The organism is Acinetobacter sp. CY81, assembly GCF_059515925.1.
In genome coordinates this window covers 67751-90333 of sequence record NZ_JCAKNC010000002.1, presented here as the reverse complement: position 1 = coordinate 90333, position 22583 = coordinate 67751, and the positions used below count along the sequence as shown (strand labels likewise).

Annotated in this window: 18 protein-coding genes; 12 read left to right on the top strand and 6 right to left on the bottom strand. The window is 36.4% G+C overall.

The window, feature by feature from the left end; translation table 11 throughout:
- Positions 1–69 precede the first annotated feature (69 nt).
- Both bfmS and bfmR read right to left on the bottom strand, forming a co-directional pair.
- Entirely contained in the window at positions 70–1710 is a 1641-nt protein-coding gene (gene bfmS, locus AC5YDM_RS02775; RefSeq protein ID WP_496150624.1) for a sensor histidine kinase BfmS, read from the bottom strand.
- Positions 1711–1792: 82 nt separating this feature from the next.
- Positions 1793–2509, bottom strand: a complete 717-nt coding sequence (bfmR, locus tag AC5YDM_RS02770) for a response regulator transcription factor BfmR (RefSeq protein ID WP_035267251.1) — start codon at positions 2507–2509, stop codon at positions 1793–1795.
- 561 nt (positions 2510–3070) lie between these two features.
- Here bfmR and AC5YDM_RS02765 point away from each other — a divergent pair.
- The 3 genes from AC5YDM_RS02765 to AC5YDM_RS02755 all read left to right on the top strand — a co-directional run bounded on the left by AC5YDM_RS02765 (position 3071) and on the right by AC5YDM_RS02755 (position 7616).
- Entirely contained in the window at positions 3071–5941 is a 2871-nt protein-coding gene (locus AC5YDM_RS02765; RefSeq protein ID WP_496150623.1) for a ribonucleoside-diphosphate reductase subunit alpha, read from the top strand.
- A gap of 122 nt (positions 5942–6063) precedes the next feature.
- On the top strand, positions 6064–6195 hold the full coding sequence (locus tag AC5YDM_RS02760) for a hypothetical protein (protein ID WP_496150622.1): 132 nt from the start codon (positions 6064–6066) through the stop codon (positions 6193–6195).
- A 137-nt stretch (positions 6196–6332) separates the two neighbouring features.
- Positions 6333–7616, top strand: coding sequence for a ribonucleotide-diphosphate reductase subunit beta (locus AC5YDM_RS02755; RefSeq protein ID WP_496150621.1), 1284 nt, complete (start codon positions 6333–6335; stop codon positions 7614–7616).
- A 125-nt stretch (positions 7617–7741) separates the two neighbouring features.
- On the opposite strand, the gene AC5YDM_RS02750 is transcribed toward AC5YDM_RS02755, so the two are convergent.
- Positions 7742–8863: a hypothetical protein gene (locus tag AC5YDM_RS02750; RefSeq protein ID WP_496150620.1), complete on the bottom strand. Its 1122-nt coding sequence runs from the start codon at positions 8861–8863 to the stop codon at positions 7742–7744.
- 132 nt (positions 8864–8995) lie between these two features.
- On the opposite strand from AC5YDM_RS02750, the gene AC5YDM_RS02745 reads away from it, so the two are divergent.
- The 5 genes from AC5YDM_RS02745 to AC5YDM_RS02725 all read left to right on the top strand — a co-directional run bounded on the left by AC5YDM_RS02745 (position 8996) and on the right by AC5YDM_RS02725 (position 15076).
- Positions 8996–9280, top strand: a complete 285-nt coding sequence (locus tag AC5YDM_RS02745) for a hypothetical protein (RefSeq protein WP_496150619.1) — start codon at positions 8996–8998, stop codon at positions 9278–9280.
- A gap of 213 nt (positions 9281–9493) precedes the next feature.
- Positions 9494–10195 carry a TnsA endonuclease N-terminal domain-containing protein gene (locus AC5YDM_RS02740; RefSeq protein ID WP_496150618.1) on the top strand — a complete coding sequence of 234 codons (702 nt, stop codon included), beginning with the start codon at positions 9494–9496 and terminating at the stop codon, positions 10193–10195.
- Positions 10192–12096: a TnsB C-terminal domain-containing protein gene (locus AC5YDM_RS02735; RefSeq protein WP_496150617.1), complete on the top strand. Its 1905-nt coding sequence runs from the start codon at positions 10192–10194 to the stop codon at positions 12094–12096. Before AC5YDM_RS02740 ends, AC5YDM_RS02735 begins: the two co-directional genes overlap by 4 nt.
- 1 nt (position 12097) lies before the next feature.
- The gene (locus tag AC5YDM_RS02730; protein ID WP_496150616.1) at positions 12098–13048 is read left to right on the top strand and encodes a TniB family NTP-binding protein; all 951 of its coding nucleotides are present in this window, start codon (positions 12098–12100) and stop codon (positions 13046–13048) included.
- Positions 13049–15076, top strand: a complete 2028-nt coding sequence (locus tag AC5YDM_RS02725) for a TniQ family protein (RefSeq protein ID WP_496150615.1) — start codon at positions 13049–13051, stop codon at positions 15074–15076. It begins immediately after the preceding gene.
- Positions 15077–15128: 52 nt separating this feature from the next.
- On the opposite strand, the gene AC5YDM_RS02720 is transcribed toward AC5YDM_RS02725, so the two are convergent.
- From AC5YDM_RS02720 to AC5YDM_RS02710, 3 genes are all read right to left on the bottom strand, one after another.
- Positions 15129–15509, bottom strand: a complete 381-nt coding sequence (locus AC5YDM_RS02720) for a hypothetical protein (protein WP_496150614.1) — start codon at positions 15507–15509, stop codon at positions 15129–15131.
- Positions 15510–15603: 94 nt separating this feature from the next.
- Positions 15604–16122, bottom strand: coding sequence for a hypothetical protein (locus tag AC5YDM_RS02715; RefSeq protein WP_496150613.1), 519 nt, complete (start codon positions 16120–16122; stop codon positions 15604–15606).
- A 21-nt stretch (positions 16123–16143) separates the two neighbouring features.
- Positions 16144–16371, bottom strand: a complete 228-nt coding sequence (locus AC5YDM_RS02710; protein WP_496150612.1) for a hypothetical protein — start codon at positions 16369–16371, stop codon at positions 16144–16146.
- Between the two features lie 59 nt (positions 16372–16430).
- On the opposite strand from AC5YDM_RS02710, the gene AC5YDM_RS02705 reads away from it, so the two are divergent.
- The 4 genes from AC5YDM_RS02705 (at position 16431) to AC5YDM_RS02690 (ending at position 22564) form a co-directional block, all read left to right on the top strand.
- Positions 16431–16682 (top strand): helix-turn-helix domain-containing protein, encoded by a 252-nt coding sequence (locus tag AC5YDM_RS02705; RefSeq protein WP_496150611.1) that lies wholly within the window; start codon positions 16431–16433, stop codon positions 16680–16682.
- A gap of 647 nt (positions 16683–17329) precedes the next feature.
- Entirely contained in the window at positions 17330–17680 is a 351-nt protein-coding gene (locus AC5YDM_RS02700) for a cupin domain-containing protein (RefSeq protein WP_496150610.1), read from the top strand.
- A 35-nt stretch (positions 17681–17715) separates the two neighbouring features.
- Complete coding sequence (locus AC5YDM_RS02695; RefSeq protein WP_496150609.1) at positions 17716–18633, top strand: diiron oxygenase; 918 nt, start codon at positions 17716–17718, stop codon at positions 18631–18633.
- A 13-nt stretch (positions 18634–18646) separates the two neighbouring features.
- Entirely contained in the window at positions 18647–22564 is a 3918-nt protein-coding gene (locus tag AC5YDM_RS02690; RefSeq protein ID WP_496150608.1) for an amino acid adenylation domain-containing protein, read from the top strand.
- Positions 22565–22583: the final 19 nt, after the last annotated feature.

Here is a 22583-nt window from a genome sequence, read left to right as displayed (position 1 = left end):
AATACCGAATAATCAAAATTAAAAAAGCACCTTAAGGTGCTTTTTTAATGAGCTATACACTCAATTTTATTATGCGTTGCTACTTGAGTTTTTACTCTTTTTAAATCGCTGTGCTGGCCACTCCATAACGAAACGCGCACCACCTAAAGTTGGACTTTGATCCACTTTGATCGTTCCACCAAACCAATATGCAATACGACTCACAATAGAAAGCCCCAAACCGTACCCACCCGATGCACGCGTACGACTATCATCTAAACGCGCAAATGCTTCAAATACACGTTCACGCTCCGCTTCAGGAATACCAGGACCATCATCTTCCACACAAACATAGGCCATGCCTTGTGCTGTTATACCACCACTGACCAAAACCTGATCATCACAATAGCGCACTGCATTACCGACTAGATTTTGCACCACACGATGTAAATAACGTCGTTCCGCATCTACTTCTAAAGTTAAAGGTGGTGCTGCAAGTTGAATATTCTTATTGGTTTTTAAAGCCTCGGTTTCGATCACCACCTGATCCAACACTTCAAACAAGACAATCTTTTCAATTTCTAAAGAAGGCATGCCTTGTTCAAGCTTGGCATAAGTCATGATTTCATCAATTAGTGTATTGAGTGCTTCGATATCCTTATCGATCATTTCGACTTGTTGCAGACGATATTCATGTTCATCTTCATCTGCCAGCATTTCCATACCAAAACGGATACGTGCCACTGGCGTACGCAATTCATGCGATACCGCTCGCATCAATTCTCGCTGCGCCTCGATCAACCGCTGAATATGATCAGACATACTGTTATAGCTCGAAGCGAGACTCGCCATCTCGTCACGCCCCTCAACAGGTACACGAGTCGACATATCGCCTTTCTGCATCACATTTAAAGCATCATTCACCTGACGCAACTTACGCTGCATGGGTACGATCAGCCCATATACCCCTAAACACAGGATAAACATACTTAGCAAAGTGATACCCGCCGCCAACTGAAATGGCATCCAATTAAACATTGGAATCGGTCCAATCCTTAATACCTCACCCGGAGAGTTTGGCATAGGTGAAATCACAGAAATGGTTGTGCCCTTAGCAGTTGCACTGTCTTGATAAAGAATGACACTCTGATCTGAACGTAAACGACCAATTTGTTCAGAATCTAAATTCAAAGTCGAAATATTTTTAATTTCGATATCGTAATAAAAATGTGATTGGATTTTCTTTAAGTATTCTTGTTCTTGACCTGGGTAATAAACCAAGTAATCCCAAATAAAGACAGGTATTGCCTTCATTTGTTTTTCGCCAATACTATCTATCTTGATATACAGGTACTGCTTAGGGTCATTGGGAATCCCCATCACCAAATAAGCAATGCCTTTTTCAGCATCATAACGCACCACAGCCTTATGTTCCTGAATCCGCTTCAACTCAGTACGCGACAATTCAACCTTATTTGAATCCAATAAAAAAATGGGAAGTTCCAATAAATGCGATGCATCAGAAATCCAATCATTCTTTTGTTGTGTTGTCTGCTGCCGAGCAACGCCCTCACTGATGACATACGCAATGCCATCTGTCAAAGACTCTCGATATTCCTGCGCACGTTGATAATTTATGATTTGCACCAGCAAATAACTAAATATCGCAACAAGAACAACCAAGATCACGAGACCTGCGTAGATCCGCAGAAAGATACTGTGTTTAGACACGTATGAATAACCTAGACAATTGGCGGATAAGCCGAATGGCTTGAACGTATATTCAAGCCTTCTGGTTTAAACCAAGGGATGATTACATCCCATTGGTTTCTTTAACAAATAAGTAACCTTTACTACGTACTGTTTTAATACGTTTTGGATTTTCAGGATCATCGCCAATTTTTGGACGAATACGTGAAATACGCACATCGATTGAACGGTCTTGACCGTCGTATTCAATACCACGTAAACGCTCAAAAATATCTTCACGAGATAAAATACGACCTGCATTCGATGCCAATAACCACAAGAGGTCATATTCTGCACTTGTGAAATCAACTAACTCACCATTCAGAGTCACTGAACGACCACCGTTATCAATCACAAGATCATCAAATTCGATACGCTGTGCAACTTCATCTTCAGGAGTTTTATCTGTGCGACGAAGTAATGCGCGAATTCGCGCTAAAAGTACACGCGGCTGAACAGGCTTCGCAACATAGTCATCTGCACCCATTTCCAAACCAAGTACTTGGTCCATGTCTTCTGTACGTGCAGTCAACATCAAAATTGGTTGATGGTAATGTGGACGAACTTCACGACAAACGGTTAAACCATCTGCACCTGGAAGCATCACATCCAATACAACCATATCTGGTTGTTCAGCAATGATACGACGAATGGCACGATTACCATCTGGCTCTACCCCAACTTCTAAACCATTACGGATTAAGTATTCTTGCGTTAAACGCGCAAGACGCTCGTCATCTTCAACGATTAAAATTTTAGGTAACTTTTCTTCTTGGCTCATATACCGCCCCTATATTTGATTGGGTTTATGCTACAAAGTTTGTAGATTCAACACACTATGTTTGCAATATACACACGTTTACATTGTAAACAAGATGCCATTCACCAAACTGATACACGACGGTAGCAATTTGTTATTTTTTATTAATCCTTGAATTTTAGGTGTTTTTATCCCAAATTCAAACCTTATCCTTTATTTAAATTATTTTGAGAAATAATTTTGAGTAATTTTTATACAAAATGTTTCATTCACTCCTTTATTCACCCCATTTATCTCTTTTTTCAGCTTTTAAACTTATCCACAACCTTATCTATAAGCACAGCAAAAAAGCTCTGCTATGCTAGCCCCCTATGAAATTAATCGAACTATAAAAGTCATTTTCATAGGGAAAACAATACGGAAATTGTGCACCCCATCGGTAAAAAAAATTATCAAAATGTCAATATTGATCTACACGAAAAATTACCGTATCTTGTGTCTTAAATTAAATTAAACCACTAAGTCTTGTGTTTATCCCTCAAATGTCGTGACGATGAATTTTCATCATTTTGTCCGATTCAAATGGTCTATAAACATAATAATGATGACAATGGAGCTACGCTGACAATGAGCGCTAATACAACCCCCGGTCAACTTCAAGTGATTAAACGCACTGGTGATGTTGCCACTTTTGATGCAGATAAAATCGCTGTAGCAATTGGTAAAGCTTTCTTGGCCGTTGAAGGTCAACCAAGCGCTGATTCAAGTCGAATCCACGATCGCATCACTCAGTTGACTGAGATGGTGATGAACACGTTTAACCGTCGTTTACCGTCTGGTGGCACAATTCACATTGAAGAAATTCAAGATCAAGTTGAATTAGCACTTATGCGTACTGGCGAACAAAAAGTTGCTCGTGCATATGTCATTTACCGTGAACAACGTTCAGAAGCACGTAAGCAAATGGGTGCTCATCACCACCCTTCTCTTCAAATCACAGGTACGAACGGTCAGCTAGAACCTCTTGATTTAAGCCGTTTACAAGCAACAATTGCAAAAGCAAGCGAAGGCCTAGAAGGCATCGACGTTCAAGCAATCGTTGATGAAACTGTGAAGAACTTATACAACGGCGTAAAAGCAACTGACATCTCAACCACAATGATGATGGCAACGCGTACCCGTATTGAACAAGAACCAAACTATACTTATGTGACTGCACGTTTACTTCGTGACAACTTAGTTGCGACTGGTCTTGAGTTCTTAGGTCTTGCAACAGATACTTTAGAAAATGATGCGCTCGAAACATTCTTGAAAAAAGGTGTTGAGCTTGATCTTCTTTCTCCTGAACTGCTTAACTTTGACCTTGAGAAATTGGCTGCTGCGATCAAACCTGAACGCTCAAACCAATTCACATACTTAGGTCTACAAACATTATTTGACCGTTACTTCATCCATTCAGATGACGTACGTTTCGAATTACCACAATTATTCTTCATGCGTGTATGCATGGGCTTAGCGCTCAACGAAGACAATCGTGAAGATCGTGCGATCGAATTCTACAACTTATTGTCTAGCTTCGATTACATGGCATCTACACCGACATTGTTTAACTCAGGTACTTTACGTCCTCAGTTATCAAGCTGTTACCTAACAACTATCGCAGATGACCTTTATAACATCTACGGTTCTATGCGTGACAATGCCCTTCTTTCTAAATGGGCAGGCGGTTTAGGCAATGACTGGACACCTGTTCGTGCATTGAACTCTTATATCAAAGGCACAAACGGCAAATCTCAAGGTGTTGTTCCGTTCCTTAAAGTTGCCAATGATACTGCTGTTGCGGTAAACCAAGGTGGTAAGCGTAAAGGTGCAGTATGTGCATACCTTGAAACTTGGCATTTAGACATCGAAGAATTCCTAGAGCTTCGTAAGAACACAGGTGATGATCGTCGCCGTACACATGACATGAACACAGCAAACTGGGTTCCAGATTTGTTCATGCAACGTGTATTTGAAGATGCTGAATGGACATTGTTCACGCCATCTGAGACACCTGATCTACATGATTTGACTGGTTTAGCATTTGCAGAACGCTATGCTTACTATGAAGGCATCGCGAAAGAAACAAATATGTTGCACAAGAAAATTCGTGCAAAAGATTTGTGGCGCAAAATGCTGTCTATGTTGTTCGAAACAGGTCACCCTTGGATCACATTCAAAGACGTGTGTAACTTACGTTCACCACAGCAACATGTGGGTGTAGTTCACTCTTCTAACTTGTGTACAGAGATCACGTTAAATACAAACCAAGACGAAATCGCGGTATGTAACTTAGGTTCGATCAACCTTGTACAACACGTTCAAGGTGGTGTGTTAGATCGTGAAAAACTTGCTCGCACAGTAAAAACTGCGGTTCGTATGCTTGATAACGTGATTGACATCAACTACTACGCAGTTGAACAAGCACGTACTTCTAACATGAAGCATCGTCCTGTTGGTATGGGTATCATGGGCTTCCAAGATGCGCTATACGAAATGCAAATTGCTTATGGTTCTGATGCTGCTGTTGATTTCGCTGACGAATCAATGGAAGTGATTTCTTACTACGCAATCTCTACGTCTAGCGACCTAGCAATTGAACGTGGTGCTTACGAGACATTTAAAGGTTCATTGTGGGATCAAGGCATTCTACCAATCGACTCTTTAGATATCGTTGCGAAATCTCGTCCAGATCGTATGTTCGAAGTTGACCGTACAACTCGTTTGGATTGGGATACTTTACGTAGCAAAGTTCAAAAAGACGGTATGCGTAACTCAAACGTGATGGCGATTGCTCCAACTGCAACCATTTCGAATATTTGTGGTGTTTCTCAGTCGATCGAGCCTACATTCCAAAACCTGTATGTGAAATCTAACCTTTCTGGTGAATTCACAGTGATCAACCCGTACTTAGTACGTGCGTTAAAAGATCGTGGTCTTTGGGATTCTGTAATGGTCAACGACCTGAAACATTTTGAAGGTTCTGTGCAAAAAATTGCGCGTATTCCTGAAGAATTAAAAGCAATCTTTGCAACTGCGTTCGAAGTTGAGCCACGTTGGATTGTGGATGCTGCATCTCGTCGTCAAAAATGGATCGATCAAGCTCAGTCTCTTAACCTTTACATCTCTGGTGCGAATGGTAAGAAATTGGATATGACGTACAAAATGGCGTGGTTACGTGGTCTTAAGACGACTTATTACCTCCGTGCATTGGGTGCAACGTCTGCTGAGAAATCAACGATTAATACTGGTGCTTTGAATGCGGTTAAAGCAACAACTGTTGCTGCACCTGTTGCCGCTGTAGCAGCACCTGAAGTGAAAGCTGAAGTACCTGCTGAAGATGATTTTGTGCAAGCTGCACCTGTGCCAATGGCGTGTTCAATTGACAATCCTGATTGTGAGGCTTGTCAGTAATCTAACCACCTCCCCTAACCCCTCCTAAAAGGAGGGGGATCACAACTCTAACCTAAGATGTGGAAGTCCCTCTTTTATAAAGAGGGATTTAGGGAGATTAAATTTTAAACAAGGAAACCACCATGTCACATATGACCCATAACTACATGTTAGGACTCGTTGTTCTGGTGATTTCCTTTCTAGTTTGCTTTTACATTCCACTGGCGATTGCGTGGATCACCATTCGCAAACAACAGCGTAAGCAAAATAAGTAGTGTGGACTGCCCTTATTTTAAAAATGTGGCAATGATCGGCAAAACTTAATTTTGCTTACACAAATTAAGCGTATAGTAGGACATCTCCCGTTGAGATGTCTGATGAAAAAGATATAAGCAACGTAGAGAGAATTGATATGTCTATCCTAAGTTGGGACGATTTCGAAGATGATTCGCAAAAACCGGCTGCACCTGAACTCAAGTCTGCGCCCATCGAACCGCAAAAAACGGTTAATACACCGCTGGTATCTGATGCACGCAACGAACCGTCGAGTGTGGCAGCTACACAACCCGCTCGAACCAATCAAAGCGCCGCAAAACATTCAACCGATTCATTGGCAAGAGCATCTGCTGCCTTAGAAACTTTGGATGTTGCTCCAGGCTTAGAAGAGCTTGAAATGGGCGCGCAACGTGTACAAGTTGACGACAAAGCTATGATTAACTGTCGTGCTGACTTAAACCAACTTGTACCATTCAAATACGAATGGGCTTGGCAGAAGTATCTAGACGGTTGTGCAAACCACTGGATGCCTCAAGAAGTCAACATGAACCACGATATCGCGCTTTGGAAGTCTGAAAATGGCTTAACCGAAGATGAACGTACCATCGTAATGCGTTCTTTAGGCTTCTTCTCGACTGCCGATTCATTAGTTGCAAACAACTTAGTATTGGCGATTTACCGTCACATTACTAACCCTGAATGCCGTCAATACATTTTACGTCAAGCATTTGAAGAAGCGATTCATACGCATGCTTACCAATACTGTATCGAATCTTTAGGTATGGATGAAGGCGAAGTCTTTAACATGTACCGTGAAGTTCCATCAGTTGCACGTAAAGCAGCTTGGGGCTTGAAGTACACTCAATCGTTGTGTGATCCTACATTCAAAACAGGTACACCTGAAAACGACCAAATTTTGCTTCGCAACTTGATCGCATTCTACTGTGTTCTTGAAGGGATCTTCTTCTACTGTGGTTTCTCTCAAATCTTGTCTATGGGGCGTCGTAACAAGATGAACGGTGTTGCTGAGCAATTCCAATACATCTTACGTGATGAATCAATGCACTTAAACTTCGGTATCGATATGATTAACCAAATCAAGATTGAGAACCCAGGTCTATGGACAACTGAGTTCCAAGAAGAAATCGTTCAGATGATTCTTGAAGGTACGATGCTTGAGATCGAATATGCACGTGACACTATGCCACGTGGTGTATTGGGTATGAATGCAGCGATGATGGAAGAATACTTGAAGTTCATCGCAAACCGTCGTTTGGCTCAGTTGGGCTTGCCTGAACAATTCGCTGGTGTGAATAACCCATTCCAGTGGATGTCTGAGATGATGGACTTGCGTAAAGAGAAGAACTTCTTCGAAACTCGCGTAACAGACTACCAAACTGGTGGTGCGTTAAGCTGGTAATAGCTTTTGCGTTAGACGACACAACCAGTGACATTTACGACACATCCAATGACATTCGGCGACACATCTGATGTCATTCCATAAAAATAGAGCCAAATGGCTCTATTTTTTCTGCATCACTCAGCTCAACTACATAAGCCAAGAAATTTTTCCCAGAATTTTTTTTCATTATCATTAAATTTTATAGAATTAAAATAATAAACCTCTTGTAAAAAAGCTACGCCAATTACTTCAATTAACTCATTGAAATCTTGAATATCACCAAATTTCATTGCATTTAAAATAACTACTTCCTTTTCCATTACAATCTGATCACTGTTACCTATATATTCAAAAAACTTTTTTGCAAAAGACAGAAGCAGACTTTCATCCAGCATTGGTAAAATAGATAAACCTATTGGTATAAAATTGTTCAACCTTATTGTAATACCTGAACTTCCAGCATAATATTTTTCAAAGCAACGTACCTGAGTTTCTGCAACTAATGTCGCATCAGAAATTAACTCATAAGTATGTTTGTTAATCTTTATTTTTCTTTTTTCTATTAAATTAAATTCACTATTAAACCAAGGATCATCTTGAAATATAATGATAGGTAATGGTTTATTCAGTTTTAGAGAATATTCTTTTATTAAATGTAATTCCAATTCCGTTAAAAAATCTAAAATTAAAAATTTAAAGACATTATTCTTTGCTAGTTCTTTTCTTGATAAATAATAAAAATCTAGTAATAACTCTACTTCATTTTCATTTCTATTATCAACAGCATAAAAATATAAAATTAGTGTAAAAGTCAAAACATCAATTAATGAATGTTTTTTTAACTTCTGAATGTTTTTTACAGTTAACTTCTTAATTCTACATACTTTAGTCTTAGCATCATCAGTTTTCAAAAAAATATCAAAAATTTGCTTATCTAGTGTACTAATCCATTTCTGTAATTTAAAAAAATCTGTTCGATCATCTAAAAACTGCCACAAAATTAGGTCTAACCATCTTTCAGTTCCAATAAATCGCTCTTCTACTTGATCTACCAACTTAGCCTGCGGTCGAACCTTTCCATCACGATATTTATTCCATATACATGATCTAGCAACTGAATCATTTTTTGTAAGTAAATTCGTAGAAAATTCATTTTCCAAAGCATAGGCAGATTTCTTTCCTGAAGCAATATGGACAGCGTAATACCATGATTGCACTCTGAAAATATCAAATTTACTTTTTTTTGGTCTTCCCATTCTACCCATATTCACCGTATTTCAATACTTTATGAAAAAAATATAGTCACAAAATTGTTGAATATATAATCAATTTATGGCTATATATTAACTATATTTATTAGTATCGGTTTTGCTGTATCTAACTGTGACAGAACATATATGAGCAATGCAATAGATCCCCCTTTAGAAAGGAAAAAATCACTATTTGAAGTGGAACTCATTCATAAGCTAGAAATGCAATATGGACACATCATCCATGGTCAAGACTTAGCTAGATGTTTGGGTTTTGCAAATACGGATGCATTCCGTCAAGCAATCTGTAGAGGAAAGGTTTCAATTCATATTTTTTCTATTGAAGGAAGACGGGGAAAATTTGCATATACAAAAGATGTTGCTTATTGGATCGCAGCTTTATCAACGACAGAAAATAAAATAGGAGTGTAAAAATGAATATCTATCGATCATAAAAAACGACCTATGTCGCCAAACATAAGTCGTTAGTTTTAATACCGAAGGTACTAAGTTTTCCTAATAAAAGTATCTTCTGTATTAAGTAAAAAATCAAGTTTTTTACTTTGAATTTATTCGAAGTGGAAAGACTTTTTGTATCTAAATTTTAAATATTTAGAAACTTAATAATTTCAAGGAGATACTCCTATGAAAGTTAACTCTTTCAATTCACAAAAAAGTATTCAGCAGCAAATCGAAGATGCATTTAATGCTGCACCCAATCTTGCAAATACATTACACGGCCGAAGGGTAGTATCTCAAGGCAGTGTGGGCAAACGAACATCGCTTTTTCCTAGTTATAAAAATGGTGGAATGATTCCGCTCGAAAGTAGACTAGAGCTTGCATATGCAGTTGCTCTAGAAAAAGATCCAAATATTGAAGTCTATCGGACCCAAGCATTAAAAATACAATTAAGTTTTAATGAATTTATCTATCCAGATTTTTTAATCAAAAAATTAGATCACTCGCTCCATGTACATGAAGTAAAGCCATACCAACAATTTGTAAAATCTAAACAATTAGATCGTTTTAAAAGACTTGAGCGTATATTAGACAATCTAGAAATTGAATTTAAGGTCATCGATTTAAATAATTTATATTCGCAATCTGAAGTGAACAATCTGCTCTATCAATATCAAAGAGGCCATTACAAAAAATGGACGGCTTTTGAAATAAACTTAGCATTATCAATACTTCAAGATCACTTCCAAAACCAACATCCAAGAATCGACAAAGAATCAATCAAAAAATTGTTTAATTTACATAATTTAGACTTAAATCTTTATGAATATATTGAGTTTCATTCGCTCATTTCTTTCGACAACACTAAATTCGGAGATGACGTATGAATTCTCCACTTTTAATTCCAGAGATAGGTTTCAGATTTACTTTTCACGGGTCTGAGTTTGAAATCACCAATGTCAGCAATGGAAATATCCGCTTTTCGGCAGTACGTGGTGGAAAAATTATGATGATGACTCTCGATCAATTTATTCAATATTACCAAAATAAAAATATCACATTTACATATGTGCCGAATAAAATTCTGCTAGATCCTAAAGTAACTGGAGATGTACGTCGTAAGCAACTTTATGTTATGAGAGCCATCACCCTTGTTCATCCATTTTCATCATCAGCAGTATCCAAGATCATTCACGATGTAAAACAAGAAATAGATGATCAAAATCCACCATCCTCAAGAACAGTTATGCGTTGGATCAGCAAATATTTAGAAAATACCTCAGACTGGTTAAGAATAAGAAATATTAAAAAAGGCAATGAAACGTTAAGGTTTTCTCCAACTGTAGAACAGTTAATACTCAAAGCGATTAAGGAGATATACCTCGATTCTGAATTAAAAACTAATTGCAAAGACGTCGAGGCTTATGTCGTGGGATTAATGCTTGAACTTGGTATATTAGATACGCCTCCATCGTCAAGGACAATTCAACGTCGTCTCAAAGACATTGATCCATATCTAATAATTAAAGCAAAACGCGGAAGCAGATATGCAAATAAACTTTTAAAAAGTGCTGGAGTAAAAGTACCAACTTATTTCATATTACAAATTGTGGAATTTGATACTCACTATTTAGATATCATTATCACCGCAGAAGATGGTACTGTGCTCGGTCGACCATTCTTATGCTGTGGAATTGATGTATTTTCAAGAGCTATCATTGGCTTTCATATCAGCATGATGCCAGCATGTAGTGCAACTACGCTAGCTACTTTGAAAAAAATTCTATCAAATCCAAATAAAAATATGCCTGGGGGTATCCCAACGCTGATTATTCCAGACAATGGCGTTGAATTCAAAAACAATAGTTTAGCTAGCCTTTGCGAACATTTCAAAATCACGATTCAACCCGCACAAAATAGAACTGGGGATGATAAAGCACATATCGAGCGATTTTTCAGGACAATTACTGAAGGAATCATACAAAAAATTTCAGGTACAACTTTTTCATCCCCTGAAAAACGTGGAGATTATGATTCAGTTCGTAAAGCTTCAATTACGATTGAACAACTGAATGAATATGTAAGCTATTGGATTACTAGCGTTTACCACCAATCTATTCACTCTACCACTGATCGAGCTCCCATATGTGCATGGAATGATGCTGCTCTTCTTGCACCGCCCATGTGTGTTGGTCAGGACGAAGTAGATATTTTATGCCGTAGACCACACATGAAGAGTCTAAATGGTGGTCAAATTCAATATATGTATTTATTTTACTATGCGCATAGTTTAGCCACTATTGAAATCACAGCTTCAACAAAAGTTAAAGTATTCGTCGATGAATTGGATTTAAGTCATGTTTATGTAGAGCACCCCATTAGTAAAGAAATGATTAAAGCAGACTCAACAGAACCAGAATATACAAAAGGATTAACACTTTATGCACATCGTGAAGCTCGTAAAATACGAGATACGATCAAACAACAGGATATTAATCGTTTAGGAAAATATGCCAACTTATATGCTTTATTTGAATTACATAAAAAAATTCAGAGTGATATCCAAGACAATAAGAAGAAACGTCTAAAACAAATTAAGCTCGACATACCTAAAAAGCTTAAACAATTAATTGATGATGGAAATACTCCACCTATGGATTGTTTAATAAATTCAGTGCCTTCGCCTGAAACTCACGGTAAAAAGCAATCACATCAAAATAATGAATTCATTCATCCATCTAACGAAGACCCCGAGATTGACGTTATTCTCAATGTGATGGAGTTTTAACATGAATCAATCTGAAATTATTAACATTATTAGCCAACTCAAGACCATCAAAATCACAACAAATGATTTCAATTATTGCTACGAAGGAATTTTGAGATGTATGGAACAAACGTTTCAGTTTGAAGAATCCTACGGTTGCTTACTTTTAGCAGAAGGTGGTTTAGGTAAAACAACTATTTGTAAAGCAATCATGAATAAGTTCCCTCCTTCAACAAAAATTGAAAAAGACTATATAAAACAGGTTATTCCTGTATTTTATATTGCTGTTCCGTCACCAGTGACAGTGAAATCTATTGCAGGAATTATGTTAGCTGCACTAAATGATCCGAATCCATTCTCTGGTACTACTGCGCAAATGACAATTCGTCTATGTCAACATCTCAAAACAAGCGAAACAAAACTGATCTTTCTCGATGAATTTCATCATCTTTTCGATATGCTAAAAACTTCAAAAAAAATTAATACGACTGTTTGTAACTGGATTAAAACGCTTGTAGACCAAACAGGTATTTGTTTTTGCCTTGTTGGATTACCTGACTTTCTTTCATTACTTCAAATTGATACTCAGTTAGCGAGAAGGTTTCCAGTGATATATAAAATCAGCCCACTTTGGATGGGAAAAATAAATCAAAATGATAATTTAGGTTCATTTTTAAAAACTTTAGACGAACAAATCAATCAAAAAACTGGAGTCTCATTTCAACTTAAACTGAACGATCCTCTGCTGAAATTGCAAATATATGTTGCAACCCAAGGTAATCATTCATATGTTATGAAATTAGTAAAAGAAAGTATCAGATTTGCTCTTGAAAATGACCAGTTTATTGTCAATTCACAACATTTTGAGGAAGCTTGGAATACAGGGATCACTTCATTTACAACTTTGAGCAACAGAAACCCATTTAATTTGTCGCTTGCTGAACTTGCTTCAAAAATCAGGAGAGAAAATTAAATGGATCATTTACAACCATTACCGGTCATCCCAATGACTTATGATGATGAATCGGCTGGCAGTTTCATCATACGCTTAACAGAGTTAAATCATTACGAGAGCCCACTAGCACTATGTCGAGCAAAAATAAAGGTTCCTTACGTAGAATCGCTGATTTCAATAATTAATCAAAGACACAAATTTAAAAATTTTCTGTCAATATTTGGGTTAGATCCCCACCTGGAATCACTCTGCTATCCTCGAAAAAACTCTACACATAGGTCTGCAAGACGTCTAGAAAGTAAAAAATTTTGGCCTGATGATATATTCAATAAAGATGTTTTTAAGTACTGTCCTTTATGCCTTAGTGAAAAAGTTTATTGGCGGAAAAAATGGTTATTAATCCCCTATTACGTATGCCATATACATTATACTTACATCTACACACTCTGTTGCTCTTGTAAAAAGACTTTAGACTTTAACCGGAAAAATTTATGCATTTGCCCCAATTGCTCATTTGATCTTAGGCATACACCAGTTTTTCGAGTATCCGAATCCAAATATATTGATTGGTTAAATCACTTTATAGAAACTGCGGAACAATATGAAGTCGATAATTTTTATTCATTTTTTTCTGCTTATATTGATTTGAATATGTTGCACCAAGAAGGTGTAGCAATTAGCAAAGCTGTTGAAATGTCATATTTATATCTTAATGATCGGCATTCATGTATAGAAGAAGTTGCGAAGCAAATTAATCTTAATTTAAGTAAAGGAAATCCATACGAGCAGAGCCGGGTATTCAGAGGACAAAACGATCTCTTAAATGCATTTTCTAGAAGTATTTATCGAGAAAGTCTTAATTTAGATAAACTCCCCGAAAAATTTTCATATGAATTTTTATCTATTGATGAAACAGCCATCAGATATAATTTAAATACTTCAACAATTTATGGCTGGTTAAAAGCTGGATTGATTTATAGTTATCATATTGAACATCTAGATAACAAAATAATAGAAAGCCTCAGAAATGATCAAATCGAATTACTAATAGTTCAGCTAAAACTTGAGCCAGAATTAGAATGCATTAAAATTCAACGTGATATACTTAATCAGCAACATTTATTGAAAATTAATGATGTTGCAGCGCGTTTACAGGTGCATCCTGAAAATATCAGACATCTCCTAAAAACCCCATTTTTGAAGCAAAGTATACACAAAACCTTAAATAATCAATCGTATACTGTCGTATGCACCGAAGAGTTAGATCAATTTATTAAAAAATATGTACTTGTTGGTACGTTAGCAAAAGAACTTAGGGTAAATGTAACTAACTTATCAGAAAAATTGGCAAGTATTGGAATTAAACCCATTAGTGGACCTCATATTGATCAAGAACGCAACAATATATATTTACGAGATTCTGTCCGTGAACTAACAACTAGTACAATAAATGAGATCAATAAGTACCCTACTAAAACTGGAGCCAAACCCCTAAATTATCAAAATATTGATAAAACCTTATCGCCTAATAAAGATTATATTTCACTTCAAGAAGCAGGAAATATGCTGAAAATTCACCATCAGAAAGTTAACAATCTGCTAAAAAAAGGTGTTTTAAAGAAAGACATGTACAATAAGTCTAGAACACTAGTAAGTTTAGAATCTGTACGTACTTTACTGGAAGGACTCAATGATGATGAATACATAGGTTTAAGTAACGCATTAATTGAGATCAAATGTTCGCCAAATTGGTTTAACACATATTGGGTAAATACAGGTTATACGAAAATCAAAGATTTGATTTATTGGAAATTAATCAAAAAATCAGAAATTGATGAAATTAAAAAATTTAAACGTAAATTTTTTATGGGTGCAGAAGCATGTAAAATTATGGGGGTCCACCACTCTTTTATAACGAATTTAGAAAAACAAGGATTAATCTATTCGATTACTTTTGATCACGGTGCATTTAAAAATTTAAAAGTTTATCTGCAAAAAGATGTATACAAACTTATTTTGGCTGGGCACGGAGCACATTTTAAGTAAGGAGAAGGCTCATTCGAGACCATTTGAATTCTATCCAAATGGTTTCTTCTCATTATCCAACCACACTCCAATGTAAAACTCTGGAAGATGGCTGATTACCTTCAAATGTAAGCGAGCAAATAGCTCTTGAGCGAGAATCCATCCCATAACGACTAGCTTTATCACTTATTTCGAAGTTATAAGTCACAGCAAACGATGTAAGTGAATAAGCTCGAGCATCCGTAAATTTTTCTTTTGCCATACTTTCAACTTGAGCTTTGGTTTTCCCTTGAGCATTTTGACATTGAGCATTAGTCAACATACCAACTTTTTGTGACGAGTTTGTTTGTACAGCTGTTGCTGTAGTATTGCTACTAGGTGTGGAAAGTACTTCATTAATACTTTTAATTCCTTTATTGATATTTGTACCTAATGCTTGCATATTCTGAGGCATGGATTCACATGCTACACAAAAAACTGAAATAGGTAAAAATATTGAAATTTTATAAATATTCATAGTGTTTTAGACCTGATTAATTTTAGGGTTCTTAAAACTCATTTCTAAGTAAAGGTAATTTTTCAATGGAATATTTGCTTTGAATACAAATATCATGAGTTTTGCTTTTCATACATGTAGCCCATTTGTCATGAATGGGTTTGAATAATTCTTTTATTAATGTTTTCTTCTGCAATTCATTTCTGAAATAGGTGTGTCCAACTGCCTCTTTTAATTTTAAATACTCAGTTTGATCCGTTTTTCCAGATCGGCCAAACTCTAAAAGTTCATTTTCTACATAGCATGTATCAATTGCTTCTCCGTCACAGATTCTTTGGCTGGACATTCTAAAAATTTGCCTTTTATATATAACAGTGGCAGAGGTTATATCATCATTTAAATTAGTAAATTGAAGTTCACATTTTTCAGGCTGATTTGGAATATTTTTGATGATTAAATAGCAGCGAGCGTTTTTATCAACTAGTTTAAATGGGGATGCTATAACTAACTGAATAGATGCTAAAATAATAATTAATTGCATAAAGAATTTAGATATTTTAATAAAAATCATAATATTAACTCACGTTAAATTTTAATTACCATTATTTATATGATCTACGATTAAAATGAGTTCTTTTATAGTTTTTAAAGTTTCTCTAAAATTGGAATCTTTAAATAAACTATCTGTAAAAAAATCAAATTGAGCTCTTAATGCTGGAAATTCCTGATAAAACTTTTCAACAAATTCCCAATCTTCTTGATTTATCTCATCAATATTCTCTTGAAATTTTTTAGCTTTTAATTTTTTTTGGCTAGCCAAAAGAAAACACCATTGCACCTAAAACAGGTGCATATTAACACGCACCTATTATAGGTGCAATGAAAACATTTACTTCATCTATTCATTCTCCTGAATACATTTGGTTACGCCAATATTTTGTTAAACAGCGGAAGGAACTTGGACTCTCTCAACGTGCTCTAGCAGAACGCTTAGGGGTGATTCACTCATTTGTAGGAAAAGTCGAAACAGGAGATAGAAAGTTAGATATTTTCGAATTTATTCAGTATTGTGAGGCTTTAAATTTAGATATGAATAAAGTCATAACTGACCTTAGAAATTTTAATAAATAAGTTACTTTATGTTGCACAAATACCATGTTATTTCTAGTAAAAATTTTTAGGATGAATTGATTTACATAGACTTTTGTCAATATCTAACCAAATATACTAGTGCCCTTAAATTTGATATTTCTAATTTCCTTTTCTACTAAAAAGAACGATATGTTCGGCGCCACTAGCATTGTTAGAGTTCTCCTAATATTACTTATCATTATTATCAACCATATCTATATTCATGTTTATAGAATCTGATCAATGCTTATCTTTTACACGCATATGTTAAGAAATTAAAAAAAATTCCTTCAAGTAAAAAATACGTCCTACTAGAACTATCTTTATCACGTACGGATTCACTTCTCATTGCTTTTCACTTAATAATTCCACATTAAGAGCCCTTCAACTTCTCCAACCTTCAATGATTCTATCACTCGAATTCAATTCCATAGTTTGGGTAAAAATTTCGAGTAAGACATCAAATCATTAAAACCACCTAGTCTATTACCTGAATTAGTAATCCACTAAGTTACAGCCATAAAAAGATTAAAAATCACTAAAAGTGATGAATTTGACCATTTGGGAAATAACTTTGTCTCTTAAGAAGAAGTTAATTTTCTTACAAGATCTAAAGTAAATTGACCTCTTAAAGGAATTATTAATTTATGGAAAACAATTTAAAAATTCCAAATCAAAACTGGGATGCGTCACCTAGTTTTGACATAGGAATCGAACAGATAGTTATAAAAGATACTTTAAATACCGAAAATAAGACTGGTTTGAGAACACGTTTTGTGCGATTCAAGTCTGGTGCAACAACAAAAACGGTGTTTATTCATGATTATCATGAAGAAGTTTATCTTGTATCTGGTGACCAAGTTCTTTTAGACAAAGATACGTTTGAAATGAAAAAAAAATATACTGCAGGTGAATATTTTTTAAGACCTGCAGGAACAAATCACGGTCCCTTTAGCAGTGAAAATGGCTGCATTTTACTTGAAATTCATTACTACTAATTTGAAGACTATAATTTAATAGAGAAAATACAATAATGAACTATCAGACCCACGCCAACTCTTGGGAACAGAAAGCTACTATCCGTACTCGTCCAAGACGTATCATTGAAGATGATGAGCTTTGTTACTACCCAAAAGAACGCCAGCCCCTTTGCTTTGATCCAATTATTGAAAAATTAGGAAAAAATGTTCAAGATACGATCTTGCTTCAAAGCCTTTATAAATACATAAAAGACATCATTATTTTTGAAACTGAAATTGTTAATAAAACAGCTTCAGATATTGCTAAGGGCCGCTTCCCTTTCGATTTTCCGTTTTCGGTTAAACATGATGCGATGTCTGTAGTGATAGATGAAGATTATCATGCATTTGTAGCAATGGATTTTCAGAATCAATTACAACAGCAAACTGGAATAGATCCATTCAGAGAATTCAATGAAATTGAGTTGAGCCGAGCTATCCCACGAGCAATTGCACTCCTTGATGATACTTTTCATAAATCGGGTATGGAGCTGATCGCTGTAGCCATTTCCGAAAACACAGTAACGAATGATGTTGCTGCATTCTCAAGGGATGCAACGATCAAACGATCCATTAAAGGCATTATGTCTGATCACTTAGCTGACGAAGGACGTCATGCAAAGTTTTGGACTGAAATCTGCAAAATTTATTGGTCATCTATTAGTGAAGAATCACGTTTAGCTATTGGTTCAGTAATTCCTACTTTTCTTGAAGAGTACTTAACAAATGACATTCAGAAAGAATTCGATACAGCACTAATTAATGAATTGTCACTTCCACCAATTGTAAAAAAGAAGCTCATTGAAAGTACGGTAGATGGCTATCCAATCACAGGCCAGCACCCAATGATCGTGAACATTCGAAGATTCCTTGTTTCATCACGCATCGCTGATCACGCTCCTACTCGAAATCTTCTGGGACAATATTTTTAAGGTGGTATAACAAATGAAATTACTAACTATAAAATTAGATCAAAGCTGCCCTTTTTCGAGTGAAATTGAGTCACACATTTATGAATTAGGTCATGATGTAGTTCTCGATAATATTGCAACAAGTCCGACCAAATTTGACTATCAACTTAAACGTTATGATCCAAAGTATGCGGGCTCTGACGCAGCTGATTCAATTTTTCTAAGTATCACTTATTCAGAGGATGAAAAGGCATATACCGTTTCTGCTTTACAATTTTCTGAGAAAAATACTGTCTTGATAGCCAGTTCAAAAATTCCTAATCATGATTATTTGAATGGTGCTGATGTTTACCAAAAGTTGCTAGTCGCTTTAGAGGGTGTTGTCTCGGATACGCTTGTTCATTTATCAAATGAAATCATTGATAAACCATTCTCTTCAGGCTTTGAATTGGCCACCATGGACGAAATTGATCTAGGTGCATTGAGTTATTGGCATCATTCAAATGAGAGCACATCAGATCGTTTGTATACCAAGAATCTGTATAAAGCTTTTGAGCAGACAGCAGCGTTGTACCCAGCGAATACAGCCATTAAGTACAGTAATCAAGCGATTACTTATGCTGAATTGGAAGTAAAAGTAACGCAATATGCAACGAATATTAAAGCTCAACTTGAAGCAAAACTTCAGCAACCAATCATTGCACTTGCATTGCCAAAATCAATTGAACTTTATGCTGCGATCCTGGCAACACTTAAGCTAAATGCTTGCTATGTACCCATTGATCCAGAATACCCAGAAGAACGTATTCACAATATTCTATCCGGTGCATTACCTGATTTACTTATTGGTTCATTGCAATTTGAAACAGCTGTAAAAACGGTTTGTGTAGATATTCTTGAAATTCAGTCAAGCAATATTCTAGCAATAGAAACGCCTGAACTATCTGACACAAATGCTGTCATGATTTTTACATCAGGTTCTACCGGAATGCCTAAAGGGGTAAAGTTAACTCACAATAATATTGCACACTTCTGTAATTGGTACGTTAACGAAGCTCAAGTTAGTCCAACATCTAGATGCCTTCAATTTACAACAGTTTCATTTGATGCATCCTTATTAGATATCTTTCCAACGCTTATTGCTGGCGCAAAGCTGATTGTTCCATCAAATGAACAGCGCCATGATTTCGATCAACTAAACGAGCTAATTCGCAAAGAAAGTGTATCTCACTGTTTTATACCTCCAGCTATGCTTTCTGCATTACCTCAATATGAATGGCCATCAATGAAATACATTATTACTGGTGGTGATGTTTGCGATAACACTGCTATTAATTATTGGTCCCAACATACCAACCTGATTAATATTTATGGTCCTACAGAATGCACTGTACTGGCAACATTCAAAAAATTCAGTTTAAACAGCAATAATAAAATAATTGGTAAGCCCATTGAGAATACTCAAATTTATTTGATTAATGAGCATGGGAAAGCATGCCAAACTCTTGAGCATGGCGAGTTGTATATTGCTGGTAAAGGTGTTGGTCCTGGTTATGTAAATGATGAATTCCAAACACAAGAGCGCTTTGTAAAATTAAAAGGGTTTAGTTTATTTAAAACAATGTACCGGACTGGTGACATTTGCTATTGGGATGATAATGGTGAGTTGAATTTCGTTGGACGTCAGGACAATCAATTGAAAATACGCGGATTTCGCGTAGAAATTGGTGAAATTGAAAATGCTATCTTAACAACAGGTTTTTATGCTGGATGTGTTGTTATCGCAGACAGTAAAAAACAAATTAAAGCCTTTGTTAAAGACCCGTCTAATGGTGTCACTACAGAGGAACTACGAGACAAATTAGTCAACATTCTTCCAAATTATATGTTGCCTTCGGTCATAGTCGAAGTTAAAGAATTCCCCTTCACTATTAATGGCAAAATTGATCGGAAGGCCTTAGCTGAGATTAAAACAAGCTTTACAGTTGAAGTTGAAGAGGAATGGACTGATCTTCAAACTGAATTGCGCCATATTTGGGCCACAGCCTTAGATCTAGATTTGACAGAAGTTACTCTTAAATCTTCATTTTTTGATTTGGGTGGGCATTCTTTACTCGTTTCCAAAATGCTCCTAACTGTTAAAAAAAGCTTTAAAGGCAGTTTTACATTAGCGCGATTCATGGAAAACCCAACGATCGAAGCTTTGAGTAAGTTACTTACTTCGAATGAATTGACGAAAGGCGCACAGATTTCGGATCGTATTTATTCAGATATTGTTCTTGATCAAGAGATTCAACCTTTAGAGATTGAAAACACTCATGCATTTAATCCACGTTCGGTTCTTTTAACAGGTGCAACCGGATTTTTAGGTATGCACATCCTTGAGCAATTAATTCAGCTTACTGAAGCGACTATTTATTGTCATGTTCGAGCATCATCACCTGAAGCAGCTTTGCAAAAGCTTAAAGATAACTTCCAAAAATATGGTGTAAATGACCTAAAAGGCAATCCACGAATCAAGACGGTTTGCGGAGATCTTGCCGAGCCCAATTTGGGCTTAAGCGAAAGTGATTACGAGTTGCTTGCGAAGAACATTGATGTGATTTACCACAACGGCGCTCAAGTTAATCATATCTATGACTACGACTATTTGTATAACTCCAACGTTAGATCGACAGTTGATTTAATCAAACTTGCTTCAACCGATCAGCAAAAACAGTTGGTATTTATTTCAACACTGAGTGCCGCAAGTAATTTAACTGAAGATGGATACATTGTTGAAGATGGCCCTGCTGATGAATTGCCAGCTTTCGTTAACAACGGATACAACTTAACGAAGTGGGCTTCAGAACAATTGGTTTGGCAAGCCTATCAACGTGGGCTGCCTGTTACGCTTATTCGCCCAGGGAATATTACAGGCCACTCAAATACAGGCCATTGCTTCCCCGATCAAAACCGAATTTTGTTATTACTAAAAGGTTCTGCCCAGCTAGGCATCGCCCCTGATTGGGATCTTCAATTTGACCTATGCCCTGTTGATTTTATTGCCAAAGGGTTAGTTGAATCTTCTTTAGACCATACAAAACACACACCAGTATTGCACTTCCATAATCCGATGCCCCTTACATGGAAAGAATATGTCGGAAGATTGAATCATCACGGTGTATCTATTGAATTCATTAATGATAAAGACTGGCGCGAGATGTTACTGAATCTTGATGAATCAAATGCGTTATACCAAGTTGTGTCGTTCTATTTGGATGAGACAAACGAAGATATTGGCGACATTTCAAAAATCGAATTCGAAAAAACACAAAACCGCTTAAGACTTTCGGGAATGGATTACCCAGAAAAAAATCACCAGTTACTAGATGCGAATCTAGGCTACCTCATTTCAAGTGGCTTTATTGAAATACCTGAAGATAAAAAAACCCAAGTTTCACAACAACACAATTCTATGGAGAATTACATGAGTTATTCAGAACAACGCGGAACATTAATCCAACTTCCTACAACAAAAACAGTTAGTACGGCCGTGACTATAAAAGCTGCTCCTAAAGATGTTTGGAAAATTGTAGGTGACTTCACAGGCTTTGATAAATTTGTTGATGGATTAAATCGCATTGAAATGTCAGGCGATGGAGTTCGCTCAGTTCGCCATAAGTTTTTTGCTGATGGGAATGTTGTACTTGAGCAGCTGAACAACCGTGATGACGAAAAAATGCTTATGGACTGGACCTTAATCTATACAAGCATGGATATCGGCAACCTATGGTCATCAATGCGCGTGGTTCAAATTGATGAAAATACCAGTCAAGCCATTTGGGATATTGCTGCAGCACCATGGAATAAAGAAACTCCACAGGCTGATTTTGAAGCATTCTTGGCTGGGTTTGCCGCTGGTGCACTCAACAATGCCAAACAAATTGTCGAAAAACAAAAAGCGGCTTAACACCTTTACTAACAAGTGG